Origin of the sequence: Shewanella marinintestina, assembly GCF_023283845.1 — a bacterium.
GTDB lineage: Bacteria > Pseudomonadota > Gammaproteobacteria > Enterobacterales > Shewanellaceae > Shewanella > Shewanella marinintestina.
Window position 1 is genome coordinate 79941 of the sequence record NZ_JAKILC010000005.1, and the last position, 13110, is coordinate 93050.

At 41.7% G+C, this 13110-nt stretch carries 11 protein-coding genes; all 11 read left to right on the forward strand.

Annotated features, from left to right (window positions below; all coding sequences use genetic code 11):
• The first annotated feature begins 23 nt into the window (after positions 1–23).
• The 11 genes from cobA (at position 24) to L2747_RS07125 (ending at position 13107) form a co-directional block, all read left to right on the forward strand.
• Entirely contained in the window at positions 24–980 is a 957-nt protein-coding gene (gene cobA / locus L2747_RS07075) for a uroporphyrinogen-III C-methyltransferase (RefSeq protein WP_248998374.1), read from the forward strand.
• Complete coding sequence (locus tag L2747_RS07080; protein ID WP_248998375.1) at positions 973–2409, forward strand: glycosyl transferase; 1437 nt, start codon at positions 973–975, stop codon at positions 2407–2409. Before cobA ends, L2747_RS07080 begins: the two co-directional genes overlap by 8 nt.
• Positions 2396–2959, forward strand: a complete 564-nt coding sequence (locus L2747_RS07085; protein WP_248998376.1) for an ANTAR domain-containing protein — start codon at positions 2396–2398, stop codon at positions 2957–2959. The genes L2747_RS07080 and L2747_RS07085 overlap by 14 nt, the downstream gene beginning before the upstream one ends.
• Before the next feature lie 385 nt (positions 2960–3344).
• Complete coding sequence (gene nirB, locus L2747_RS07090; RefSeq protein ID WP_248998377.1) at positions 3345–5954, forward strand: nitrite reductase large subunit NirB; 2610 nt, start codon at positions 3345–3347, stop codon at positions 5952–5954.
• The gene (nirD, locus tag L2747_RS07095) at positions 5951–6337 is read left to right on the forward strand and encodes a nitrite reductase small subunit NirD (RefSeq protein WP_248998378.1); all 387 of its coding nucleotides are present in this window, start codon (positions 5951–5953) and stop codon (positions 6335–6337) included. The genes nirB and nirD overlap by 4 nt, the downstream gene beginning before the upstream one ends.
• A 1-nt stretch (position 6338) precedes the next feature.
• Complete coding sequence (locus L2747_RS07100; protein ID WP_248998379.1) at positions 6339–7805, forward strand: NarK family nitrate/nitrite MFS transporter; 1467 nt, start codon at positions 6339–6341, stop codon at positions 7803–7805.
• Between the two features lie 4 nt (positions 7806–7809).
• Complete coding sequence (locus L2747_RS07105) at positions 7810–9687, forward strand: bifunctional protein-serine/threonine kinase/phosphatase (RefSeq protein ID WP_248998380.1); 1878 nt, start codon at positions 7810–7812, stop codon at positions 9685–9687.
• A gap of 207 nt (positions 9688–9894) precedes the next feature.
• The gene (locus L2747_RS07110; RefSeq protein WP_248998381.1) at positions 9895–11040 is read left to right on the forward strand and encodes a tetratricopeptide repeat protein; all 1146 of its coding nucleotides are present in this window, start codon (positions 9895–9897) and stop codon (positions 11038–11040) included.
• Between the two features lie 296 nt (positions 11041–11336).
• Positions 11337–11888 carry a curlin gene (locus tag L2747_RS07115; RefSeq protein WP_248998382.1) on the forward strand — a complete coding sequence of 184 codons (552 nt, stop codon included), beginning with the start codon at positions 11337–11339 and terminating at the stop codon, positions 11886–11888.
• Between the two features lie 128 nt (positions 11889–12016).
• A complete protein-coding gene (locus L2747_RS07120; RefSeq protein ID WP_248998383.1) occupies positions 12017–12652 on the forward strand; it encodes a LuxR C-terminal-related transcriptional regulator in 636 nt (211 codons plus the stop codon).
• Positions 12649–13107 carry a curli production assembly/transport protein CsgE gene (locus L2747_RS07125; protein ID WP_248998384.1) on the forward strand — a complete coding sequence of 153 codons (459 nt, stop codon included), beginning with the start codon at positions 12649–12651 and terminating at the stop codon, positions 13105–13107. The genes L2747_RS07120 and L2747_RS07125 overlap by 4 nt, the downstream gene beginning before the upstream one ends.
• Positions 13108–13110: the final 3 nt, after the last annotated feature.

The window sequence follows — 13110 nt, forward strand, 5'->3', positions numbered from 1 at the left end:
TCGAGGAGTTTAGGGATCAAAAATTGACAACTTCTCAACGTAGTGGGCAGCTGAACACTGACGAGTTTTGCTCGCTCAAGCGAGTTAGCGATGAAAAGATAAACACAGAGACAAGAACTCAGCAACTAAAGCAATTTGCTTTACAGTGCCTTAAGAGCACTGAGCAAAATAAAGTCATAAATAACCAACATCAGACTGTAAAAATTGTAGGAGCAGGCTGTGGTGACATTGAGTTACTCACTTTAAAAGCGGCAAAGATGATAACTGAAGCGGATGCCATTGTTTATGACAATTTGGTATGTGCGGAGATTTTACAATTGGCAGCTACTCATTGCCGTCTTATCTACATGGGTAAGCGTTTTGCACAAAAAAGTCGTACTCAAGATGAGATTAACCAAAGACTTTATCATTTGGCTATCTCAGGGGTAAAAGTGGTACGACTCAAAGGCGGCGACCCAAATGTTTTTGGCCGCGGAGGTGAAGAAGCACTATTTCTAGCTAAACGGGGTGTTAAGAGCGAGTTCATCGCGGGTGTCACGGCGGCTTTGGGCTGCGCAGCAAGTAGTGGCATCCCACTGACCCATAGAAAAGTGGCCAGAAGCGTCACCTTTGTCACTGGCAGAATCTGCGATAACAAAAGAGAGCAAGCTGTTATAGATGAATGGCAAGGCTTACTTTCAGCTAATAGCACCTTAGTGTTCTATATGGGTAAAGAGAAGGCATTAGAAATTGCAACGGGATTAATGTTAGCTGGCGCAGTAGGCAGTTTACCTGTTGCTTTTATTACCAATGGTGCAAGGCAATCACAGACAATAAAGTTCAGTCGTGTTGATCAAATGGCGCAAGATGCACTAAGCCTCAAGCAAGCTGGGCCGACACTCATCATAGTGGGAGAAGTGGTCACTATTGGTGCAGAGCTTGAGCATTGCCTGGCGTTTTGTTCACAATCTATTGCAGCTAATGAGAGTCTATATGGATAAAGCAAACCTAAGTGCAGCATCTACAAGCAAGTTACTAATGGGACATATAGGTAGCAGCAAACTCGATAATCATATTGATAAGGCCGGTTATATAAAACTTATTAAGGCGCTGGGACGCGGAAAAAAAGGCTCACGAAGCTTAACCGTTAATGAAAGTTTTCAGCTTATACATGGATGTAAACTTGGCGTTGGTACGACCGCTCAATTAAGTGCGGCGCTTATGTTAATGCGAGTTCGTGGTGAAACTGCCGAAGAGATCGCAGGGGTAACACTCGCGCTAAAGCAAAGCGTTGACCCCCTGTGGCAATCGTTAAATATTACCCTTGATTGGCCCTGTTACGCAGGTAAACGCGATCAGTTACCGTATATGCTCTTCTGTGCCAAAGCTTTGGCAAAGCAAGGTGAGCGAATACTTATCCATGGTGATAATCGTATATTGCGTCATCGTCATCATGTGGGCGATGTCATTCAAGCTTTAGGCATAGCGGAGGTCAACTCAGCTGCTGAGGCTCAAGTTATATTAGACCGCGATGGGCTTTGTTATGTCAATGCAGACAAGCTCACCGTGTTTGCCGATAACTTTAGAGAGCTTCATCAACAATTGGGACTAAGAAGCCTTTATCAAACGGCGATACGTTGTTTGAACCCCGCTAATGCTCAATTAGGCATACGCAGCTATTTTCACAGTGGTTTAGCATCGCAACACATTAAGGTTGCGCAACTTTTGGCGCAGCATGTGCCAGCATCAAGAGTGTTGATTTTTAAAGGTTATCAAGGCGAAGCTGAAATTAACCCAAGGTGCAGTACTAAGCTGTTTATTAGTCCGTGGCAGGATATAGATTCTCAATCTTTTGGCGTTAATGACGCTAATCAGGTGTTAAGCATCAATATACCGACAAGGCTAGATATGCTGCAAGGCGACAAGTTACTTGCTAAACACTTGTGCGCAAACTGGTTAACAGCGTTGGTTGGAAGCAATACACGGGACTTGCCTGCAAAAGTAGATGGTCTTGATTCAATGATCGAAAGTGCTATTGATATAAACGAGCGCATACGTGCAAAGGCTGCCATTGAAAGTACGCTAACCGCACTTAACTTACTAAAAAATCCATCACTTGTCTTAAATGATGCACGTAGCCAGGCCGAGCATTTAACTGATCAAATCTTTGCCTATTTAATTCGAGATATTTGCAGCCTTGAGCAAGTAAATAACCCTGAGCGGATAGACAGCCCTGATCTGATAGATAGCCCTGAGCAAGTAAATAACCCTGAACGGATAGACAGCCCTGATCTGATAGATAGCCCTGAGCAAGTAAACAGCCTTGAGCAGACAGACAGTTCTGACAGTATAAATCGCTCTGAAACCAAGCAATACCAAAAGCTAACGAGTCGTAATAAGCAAGAGGAGCCTGCAAATGCGCATTATTAGCTTTACGGAATCGCAACAAATTAAGTCAAGGTATCGCGGCGAATGCTATGTGAGCGAGTTAAGTCATGCAGGCCATCAACTAGTGCCAGTAACGAGTTTATTAGAATGTGAACGTATTCATTTTGAAGCACAGTCCGATCTGTTGCTGTTAAACCTTAAAAAAATCACTGAGAGTCATTTAGCGTTTATTGCTCGCTTAATGGAATTCTCCCCTGTGAGCTTGATTGTTTGTAGTGAGAAGATTAGCGAAAACCAATTAACTTGTTTACTGGAATGTGGGCGCATAACGTATACGCCGCAAACATTATGCGTGAGCCGTATTAATGCTGTGATAGATCTGGCGTTACTGCGTTTTAAAGCGGCTAATCACACATTATCTAAAATTGAGCATCTTGAGCAGAAATTAGCTACTGAGCAAATTATTTATCAAGCGAAAAGTAAGTTGCAATCAGTTGGGCTTAATGAACAGCAAGCACATCAACAATTGCAGCAATATGCTATGCAGCAGGGAACAAGCCTTATTGCTGTGGCAAAAGCGTTGTGTAAATAGCCTTGCACTGTCGATGTTCTACAATGAACCAAATAAGTGCAAGTAAAGTGAGTCAGTGAGTAAAGTAGAAAAAATACGACAAGATAATAAACATCTTAACTCATTTAAAACAGTTAGTTGCATAATTTTTAATACGGGTGTTTAAGCTGGCATAAGCTTTGCGAAAGATAGAGTGACACGAGCTTAGTAAAATTAGTTTAGTCAGTACGAACTGAGTGACACTGAGTTAGTGATTATAATGCGATTTAAAAATAGCTTGTTATAAAAAGCGGTAATCAAAATTTAATGGATATCGGGCAAAGGCGCCATCTTCTTTAGGGAAGTGGCGCCTTTTTGTTTTTCTAAAAGTCAGTAACTCTAAAACTCTGGAATACGGGGGCGCTAAATGGAACAAACAAAACAAAAACTGCTGGTGGTTGGGAACGGCATGGTAGGCCATTATTTTGTCGAGCAACTGTGCCGTCAAAATATGAGTCAATATTTAGATATTCAAGTGTTAGGGCAAGAACAGATTGCAGCCTATGACAGAGTGCAATTGTCTAAATATTTTGAGGTAGGTAACGCTGATAATTTGATGTTGGCAAGTCAGGTTGAATATCAAGCCAATGGTGTGACACTACATTTGGGCCAAGAGGTCATAGAAATTGATGTGGTTAATAAGCAGGTTTTTACTCAAGATGCTGATTTTAGTTACGACAAGTTGGTGCTCGCTACAGGTTCATATCCGTTTGTTCCACCGATACAAGGCAATGATAGAGCCGACTGTTTAGTCTACCGAACGATTGATGATTTAAAAGCCATTGAACGGGCAGCTAATCGCGCACGCTCAGGTGTTGTTGTAGGTGGGGGATTATTAGGTCTAGAGGCCGCCAACGCGCTGCTATCACTCGGTATCGATACGCATGTTGTTGAGTTTGCGCCACAGCTGATGTCTGTTCAGCTGAATAAAGAAGGTGGTGAGTTGCTCAAGGAAAAAATTGAAGCACTGGGAGTGCAGGTTCATCTCAATAAAGCCACTACGGAGATTGTTGATGGCGAAGAGGCTCGGCATCGAATGACTTTTAGTGACGGAAGTTTCCTAGAAGCTGACATGTTGGTGTTTTCTGCGGGGATCCGCCCTCAAGATAACTTGGCAAGAAAGGCCAATATCAATGTAGGAGATAGAGGAGGGATTATCATTGATGATCAGTGCCTTACTTCTAATGAGGATATTTTTGCAATTGGAGAGTGCGCATTATGGCAACAAAAAATATTTGGATTAGTAGCGCCTGGTTACCAAATGGCAAATGTCGTTGCATCGCAAATCACAGCTGATTATTTACACAATCAACCAAGCCAATTTTATGGCGCAGATATGAGCACCAAACTTAAACTTCTTGGCGTAGATGTGGCTTCGATAGGCGAAAGCCGTGGCTTTGAGAATGCTCAATATGTTGAATTGATAGACCAACAAGCAGGTATTTATAAAAAGTTATGGCTTGATGAAACTGGCTTATACCTAAGAGGAGCGGTACTGATTGGTAATGTTGATGAGTATAGCCACTTACTGAGTTTATATTTGGCCGCAGAGCCTTTAGAACTACCCGCGGTCAGCCTGTTAACTGCAGATAATTCTGCTCCAATTCTATTAAAAGATAACGCTATCGTTTGTTCGTGCCATCAGGTAACTAAATCAGAGATCTGTGAGCAAGTGTTAGCGGGGAATCATACTCTAAGTGATATTAAAAGCTGTACTAAAGCCGCTTCAGGTTGTGGTGGCTGCGCTGCAGTGGTTGAGCAAATTATTGATGATGCGCTAGTTGAGCAAGGGATAGAAACAGAGCAAGGCGTGTGTCGCCACTTTGAATATGATAGACAAGCCTTGTTTCATCTGTGCCAAGTTGAAAGCATTAAAGATTTCAACACTCTTTATCAGCAACACGCTAAATCTGGTGCGTCAAGCTTAGCGCTTGGCTGTGAGATCTGTAAGCCATTAGCGGCGTCGATTTTTGCCACACTAGAAAACGACTATGTGCTTTCAGAGCAACATGTGGCACTTCAAGATACTAACGATGCTTACTTAGGTAATTTGCAAAAAGATGGCAGTTACTCGGTTGTGCCACGTATTGCTGGTGGTGAAATTACCCCTGATAAATTGATTGCGATAGGTGAAATTGCCAAAAAATATAACCTTTACACCAAAATCACTGGTGGCCAAAGAATTGATATGTTTGGGGCGCAATTATCAGAGCTACCACGAATATGGCAACAACTGATCGCTGCTGGGTTTGAAACGGGTCATGCCTATGGTAAGTCGTTACGCACGGTAAAGTCCTGTGTTGGTGATACTTGGTGCCGTTACGGCGTACAAGACTCGGTTAGCTTGGCCATCGCATTAGAGAATCGTTATAAGGGCCTGCGGGCCCCCCACAAAGTTAAAATGGCCGTATCAGGCTGTACGCGTGAATGTGCCGAAGCCCAAAGCAAAGATATTGGTGTGATTGCATCAGAAAATGGCTGGAATCTTTATGTTTGTGGTAATGGTGGCATGCGCCCACGACATGGTGACTTGTTTGCGACTGACTTATCGACAGAGCAGTTGGTCAGTTATATCGATAGGATCTTGATGTTCTACTCGAAAACAGCAGGCAGATTACAACGCACCTCTGTGTGGATGGAATCATTAGCTGGTGGCCTCGAATATCTGCAATCTGTGATTATTAGTGATGAACTTGGACTCGCTGCGGAGCTTGAAGCGCAGATGCAAAAAGTGGTGGCGAGTTACCAGTGTGAGTGGCAGACTAGTTTAAATGATAAACATTTTCTCAGTCGTTTCGATGAGTTTGTCAACCCTAAAGATGCGCCTGCACCAAGTCAAAACCCCTACCAATATCTGCGCCAGCAGAAATTTCCAATCCAATCGCAAGTACAGCGATTTTCTGAAATCACTCAAGCAAATAAAGGGGCAGGGAATATTGCCGTCACTATTTTAGACGAACAGGAGACAAGTCTATGAGTTGGGTAACATTATGTGAAGAAAAAGTATTACCAACGAATCGAGGTGTGGCAGCTTGGTTTTGTGGGAGAGCCATTGCCTTGTTTAATCTCGGTGATAAAGGCATATTCGCAGTTGATAATATTGATCCAGCTACGGGCGTAAGTGTACTTTCAAGAGGCCTATTATGTGAGCTCAATAATGAGCTTTACGTGTCATCTCCGCTCCATAAACAGCACTATCATTTGCAAAGCGGGAAATGCTTTGAAAATTCAGAGCTTAACGTTAGTTGCTTTGAGGTCAAAAAGTACCAAGGTAAGGTAATGGTTCGAAAAAATAAGCCTAAAATAGTGCAAGGTAGACGACCAACAGAGACTAAATCAGCTTTTAGTAAGGAGGCATAATATGACTAACCAAAATTTCAGCCTCTTTAGCTTTAGTGGCAAGATGAAAGTGATGCACTTAAGCTGGATGGCATTTTTTATCACATTTGTTGTGTGGTTTAACGCGGCGCCACTAATGAGTGTGATTGCAGAAAGCATTGGCTTAACTATTGCGCAGATCAAAACCTTATTGATTTTAAATGTGGCATTAACCATTCCTGCACGCGTCATTATTGGCATGGTCACTGACCGTTATGGTCCAAGACGAGTCTATTCTTTGCTATTGGGTTTATGTTCCATTCCTTGCTTTATGTTTGCTTTAGGCACCACGTTTGAGCAACTCGCATTGGCTCGTTTTTTACTTGGGTTTATTGGCGCTGGTTTTGTGATTGGTATCCGTATGGTAAGTGAATGGTTTCCAGCGAAAGAGCTAGGTGTAGCTGAAGGCATATATGGTGGTTGGGGAAACTTTGGCTCAGCAGCTGCAGCCTTTACCTTACCCGCTGTGGCACTGGCTTTTGGTGGCGAAAATGGTTGGCGTTACGCTATTGGTTTAAGTGGATTAATGAGTCTAGCTTTCGCCTTTGTTTATTATTTTAATGTCACCGATACGCCAAAAGGCTCAACCTATTTTAAACCTAAAAGGGCTGGAGCTCTTGAGGTTACAAGTAAAGGAGACTTTGTGTTGCTGGTGGTAATGAAATTACCAATGTATGCCACCTTAGCGCTCCTCGCCTGGAAACTATCACCGGCAGGTGTTGCAATGCTATCTGCAAATATGGTCAATGGGATTTATCTATTCTTATTTGCGATTTTAGCTGCCGATTTGCTACAAACATTTAATGTAAATAAGGCTGTATTTAAAGGCGGCGTTCCCGAATTTGAACGTTACGAATTTAAGCAAGTTGCAGTGCTTAACGTCCTTTACTTTTCAACTTTCGGCTCAGAGTTAGCTGTTGTATCCATGTTGCCTTTGTATTTTGCAGAGACGTTCGAGTTAGGTTTGGCTCAAGCAGGTATGGTCGCATCTTCCTATGCGTTTATGAATTTGATGTCTCGTCCCGGCGGGGGCTGGCTAAGTGATCGTTTTGGACGGAAATCGACACTACTGATTTTGACTGCTGGATTAGCATTAGGTTACTTAGGTGTGGCACAAATAGATAGTAGTTGGGGATTACCTGTTGCTATTGCGATGGTCATGCTTTGCTCTTTCTTTGTTCAAAGTGGTGAAGGTGCAGTGTTTGCCGCTGTGCCGTTAATTAAACGGCGACTAACAGGGCAAATAGCGGGCATGACTGGTGCGTATGGCAATGTGGGGGCGGTGTTTTTTTTAACCGTTTACTCGATGGTGTCAACACAGACTTTTTTCTATGTCATAGCGGCTAGTGCTGTATTTGGTTTTATTACATTGTTTTTTATGGCTGAGCCCAAAGGGCATATTGCGGAGGTCAATGATAACGGTGAAGTCACACTTATTAGTGTGAGTTAAGCAAATGGTAAACCACACTTTTACAGGAAAAAACTGGCCTGTTCGAGAGTCGCTCGCGTTGAAAAAAGCGGGCGACAACCAATCAAGCATTGGCATAAATAAGGCGCAACCTCTGCCGTTTATGCCTGATTCGAATTTATCGCTTTGTGTTGGTCAATATTCAGATAAGGGCGTAAAGTCAGAAAATGAAGATGCTATCGGGATCCGGATCCCTACAGGGCATGTTCTTACAACAAAAGGCGCAGTAGCTGCGATTAGTGACGGAGTTAGTTTAGCGGAAAAGGGCGGCGCCGCATCGGCAATAAGTGTGAGCAATTTTTTAGCTGACTATTATTCAACCCCAGACCTTTGGTCGGTAAAACAGGCAAGCGCTAAAGTGCTAACAGCCTTAAACCGGTGGCTTTACGGATTAGGACAAGATTATCGGGATGCAAGGCGGGGCTATGTGTGCACGTTTAGTGCATTAGTATTTAAGTCGAATCATTTGCATATGCTACATATAGGCGATTCTCGGATTTATCGATATCGAAACGACCGCTTACAAAAGCTATCTAACGATCATATTAGTTTGGTTGGGAAAAGTGATAGGTACCTTGCAAGAGCCTTAGGGCTAGACTTGAACATTGACGTAGATTACTGCTGTTTATCTTTACAAGTTGACGATATATATCTGTTGATGACTGACGGCGTGCACGATGTATTAGCTGATCACGATATCGTAAAGATTATAGATACTCAGCTTTCATCGGCCTCCAATAACGTTAGTGATAACGACTGTGATAACGACTGTGATGTGATTAGCTACCAGCTTGTTAACAATGCCATTATCCAAGGTTCAAAGGATAACGCTAGCTGTCAGTGCATTAGTGTAACGCAATTGCCTGATGCATCAATCGATGACTTGTATAGAAGTTTAACTCATTTACCGTTTCCACCTGCGTTAAGTAAAGGTATGAAGCTGGATGGTTACACAGTGCTTAAAACCTTGTACCAAAGTCAGCGTAGCCAAGTTTACCTTGTTAATAATGAACAGGGTCAGCTGAGGTGCATGAAAACGCCATCAGTTAACTATCAAGATGATGCCGCTTATATCGAGCGTTTTATACTAGAAAGCTGGGTGGGTGAACGGATCAATAGTGCGCAAGTTATCTCGATAAAAGACAGAGGCCAACCTAAGTCTGCTCTGTACTATTTAACTGAGTATATAGAGGGAGTAACGTTACAGCGATGGATGCAGCTTAACCCAAAGCCTGACATACAAGCCGTACTCGCTATTTTGAATCAAATAGAGGCTGGTTTACGAGCTTTTCACCGCAAAGAGACATTACACCAAGATCTGAAACCAGAAAACATACTTATCGACCCAGATGGACAGGTTAAGATCATCGACTTTGGCGCTTGCTACATAAAAGGTATTGCTGAGATCTCAACTCCGTTAGTACGAAATAGTGTTCTTGGTACCGCAGAATATTCAGCTCCTGAAGTGCTGTTACGTTATAACGTGACCCATCAAGCGGATTTATATTCATTAGCTGTTATTGCGTTTGAGATGCTGACAAGTCAATTGCCTTTTAGGGGGAAGCAAGCTGAGTGTTTGTTAGAAACAGATTTTAAGCGCCTGCGTTATACACCTAGCTATACATTAAATCCATTGGTACCTATTTGGATGGATAGCGCATTAAAAAAATCATTACATTTTGACCCTAATGCGCGTCATAACGACATCAGTGAATGGCTCTATGAAATGAATACTCCTGTACGCCAATGGTACCAACCTACCGACAAGCAATCATTTTTTCAAAGGAGGCCGTTGGTGTTTTGGCAAAGTATGAGTGGGTTATTATTGGGCATCATATTGCTATTTGTTATGTTTGGTCTGTAATAGTGTGAGTGTTTTTCACTTTGTATATTCGGGTTGTATGTTTTAGTCTTGACTAAACATACGTGCAGTAGTGAGAATTTTTGATTTCAGCCTACTAGATTGCTTATCTCGATTTAGGGAGTTTACACGGTAGTGAGCTGTTTTTTAGGTTAATAGACAGATCAGTTCAATGCTCGGTTAGATAATAGCTATACAAAGGAATGTTTAATGCGATTAATGTTGATATTGTTTTTTTCGATCTTGCTGCAAGCCTGTCAAGCAACAGATAAACCTCAAATGCCACGCCCAACATTACCTCAGTTAAATTATGCTGCAGAGCTTTTTGATGGTGGGGTACCTGCGCCAGAGGATTTCTATCAGCTAAGTGCGGCTCAAATTAAATCGCTAAATGAATTTGTAGCGCAAGAACATATCGCGAGTTTACCTCGCTACAAACAAGCTTATGCATATCTCAAAAAGCGATTGGTGAACTTTAATTTTCAAGGCGAAAATTATTCCGCGACTGAATCGCTTGAAAATAATGGCGGAAATTGCATGGCTCTGGCAATGTTAACTTACGCTATTGCTAAAGAAATGGATGTGGAATTCAGGTTTCAAGTTATGCATACCATGCCTGTATTACTTGATATTTCGGATGAAATTGCAGCGACCTCTGATCATGTTCGAACCTTTCTATATGAAGCTTCAGAAGACGAATCGGTTGCTTTATTTGGGCGAAGTCGAGTTCAAATCGATTATTTTCCCGATAAATATGATCGAGGCGGTAAGCTAATAAATCAGGAGGAATTCTTAGCAATGTTCTACCGTAATCTAGCAGCTGATGCCATTTTTATCGGTGATTTGAATTATGCTTTTTTGCTGTTAAATAAAAGCTTAAAAATTGCACCTTACTATGAGCCAGCTATAAATATGCAAGCGGTGGTGCTTAGAAAGCTAGGTGATGAAGAGTCAGCAGAAAAGTTATATCGCTACGGACTTGAAATAGCTGAAAATAAAATTACTTTACTGAGTAATTATCACTTTTTACTAGAGTTAGATGGACGAGCAGAGCAAGCTGATAGAATTAAACAACAATTATTGGCACTTGAAGATCAAAGTCCATATACATGGTACCTGCAAGCATTAGATGCTATGTCAAAGCAAGACTATAAGAGTGCCAAGGTTTACCTCAATAAATTTCTACAAAATACTTATTACTACCATAGAGCTTATTACGATTTAGCTAAGGTTCAGGTGATACTTGGCGAATATCAGTTAGCAGAAGAGTCGCTTGCCCTTGCGATGAAATATACAGAGCGTACTCAGGATAGATCATTGTATCAAACCAAGATAGATAGGCTTTCAAACTTGTAAACCATCTACTGACAGAGCATGACTTTGGTATGACATGTTAAAGCTGATTTAAAATAGAGTTTATCTTGAATTTATCATTATCTATATTTAAACCAATGGATTAGGTTGTTTTTCAACTTGTAGTACTAAGCTGAGAAGAATAAAAAGAGATGTAGTACAAAGGTCTAGGTTTGCTGTGGTGAATAGCTAGTTTGTTGTATGACCTTTAATACTCTGGGTTGATGATGAAAATGCACTTTATCGACATAATGACCGCGTTAATTAATTTTGGTCAGTAAAAAGGTTGATGATTTGCAATGAACAATAACAATAGGACTCATGCTTTTTTCAATTCAACCGTAGCGCAATTATGTTTGCTTCTATTTGCATTTATTATTGCCGCAATTTTATCAACGGCTGCAATTGCCCAAGACCTAAGTCAGTTTGATGAACTCAATGGTTATGATAATAAGGCTTCAATAACGCAAAACGGCGACAACCTTCAAGCATCGATCAATCAGCAAGGTGTATCTAATCAAGCTTATGTCAGTCAATTTGGTATTTCTACTCATGTCGATGTAAACCAAGTGGGGGGGAGTAATCGATTAGTCGCCCACCAAAATGGCGCTGAAATAGAGGCTACCATTCTTCAAAGCGGTTTCAACAATACCCTAGTGTCTTCCCAGCAAGGCGCTTATCTCAATTTAGATGTCAATCAACAGGGAAACGACAATTGGGCCTCAGTCTTACAGGTTGGAAATGAAAATAGTGTCACGATTTACCAAAATGGCAGTGGCAATGGGGTCGCAGTAGTCCAGTATGGACAAGGCATAACGACCCAAGTGACTCAAGGGCAAGCGCCAAACTAGTCGCCAGAAAATTCGCTTTACTTAGCCAGCAAACAGAGTCTTCATCGTTTTGATGTTAATTTATGGTTAAATTGTATTACACTGGTGGCCACATGGATGGTGAATTAGAGCAAACACGGAGTTAGTTAATGTTTAAAGTTACACATTGGGTCGTAATCACCCGCTCACATTTATTTGCAGACTTATTGAATACCCGATGGCCGCAAGAGTTTTTAGTTAAATTACACCGGGTCTCACCAGAACAATTCAACGGTGATTTATTAGAAAGCCGAATTACGATCATACTTATCGATTTAGCCACTGTCGACGTGCAAACTGCCTATCAAATTCAAAAACGAGTTGAGAAAGGCAGTAACGTCGCTCGGGTTGTATTTGTACATTTTCCAAAGCAAATCGATGCAAAATTCCTATTACAAGCTTCTGTAACAGCAGGCGTATTCTATTCTGATGCGTCTTTAGAAGACATTGGTGAGGGAATGACTGAAATTGTTAAAGGCAAAGTGCTGATCCCACAAGCATTAATTGAATCTAATATTAATAAAGATGCGGTTACTGATGAGGTTGAAACCCTCACTATTCGTGAGCGTGAAGTATTGCAAGTTTTACGCAGTGGTAGCACAAACATCGATATTGCTAATAAGCTTTTTGTTAGTGAAAGCACCATCAAAACACATCTATATCGTGCCTTTAGAAAAATTGGAGTCTCTAGTAGAGGCCAAGCAATAGCGTGGGCACAGACTAACTTGCATGAAGTTACCCAATGATCCGTTTGTGGGTTTGCTTACTACTTTTGGCACCTTGTATTGCAGCTGAGGAGCTGGTACTTGCCGATCAAGATAAAAAAGCAAAAAGCACCAGTGATATTCCGCCTAAAATTGAAACAGATCTTATAGATGGCTTAATCTTGAATCGAGCAATGACTCGGTTTGGCCACCGATTTTATCGAGAATTTGTGGCTGACTATCGTGATATTGGCGGAATGGCACAACATTCAGGCTTAACCATTGTTGAGCAGGCGACAGCAAGAAGTGGCAGTAAGATTAGTATCTTGCATAACAGGAAGCCTATTTACATTACTGTCGTATCACCGGCGAGTCGTAACATTGATGAACAGGCACTTGCTGCAGCCAAATGGGTAAATCAAAAACTGACACAAAATCAAAAACAAGCAAGTTGGGCACAGTTTTTGGACCCCGACCTAGCACCTGATGAGTTTTAACAA

Bases quoted from the DNA above. Each gene is read 5' to 3' on its own strand.
- L2747_RS07080 (WP_248998375.1), top strand. From the start codon at position 973: ATGGATAAAGCAAACCTAAGTGCAGCATCTACAAGCAAGTTACTAATG.
- L2747_RS07085 (WP_248998376.1), top strand. From the start codon at position 2,396: ATGCGCATTATTAGCTTTACGGAATCGCAACAAATTAAGTCAAGGTAT.
- nirB (WP_248998377.1), top strand. From the start codon at position 3,345: ATGGAACAAACAAAACAAAAACTGCTGGTGGTTGGGAACGGCATGGTA.
- nirD (WP_248998378.1), top strand. From the start codon at position 5,951: ATGAGTTGGGTAACATTATGTGAAGAAAAAGTATTACCAACGAATCGA.
- L2747_RS07100 (WP_248998379.1), top strand. From the start codon at position 6,339: ATGACTAACCAAAATTTCAGCCTCTTTAGCTTTAGTGGCAAGATGAAA.
- L2747_RS07105 (WP_248998380.1), top strand. From the start codon at position 7,810: ATGGTAAACCACACTTTTACAGGAAAAAACTGGCCTGTTCGAGAGTCG.
- L2747_RS07110 (WP_248998381.1), top strand. From the start codon at position 9,895: ATGCGATTAATGTTGATATTGTTTTTTTCGATCTTGCTGCAAGCCTGT.
- L2747_RS07115 (WP_248998382.1), top strand. From the start codon at position 11,337: ATGAACAATAACAATAGGACTCATGCTTTTTTCAATTCAACCGTAGCG.
- L2747_RS07120 (WP_248998383.1), top strand. From the start codon at position 12,017: ATGTTTAAAGTTACACATTGGGTCGTAATCACCCGCTCACATTTATTT.
- L2747_RS07125 (WP_248998384.1), top strand. From the start codon at position 12,649: ATGATCCGTTTGTGGGTTTGCTTACTACTTTTGGCACCTTGTATTGCA.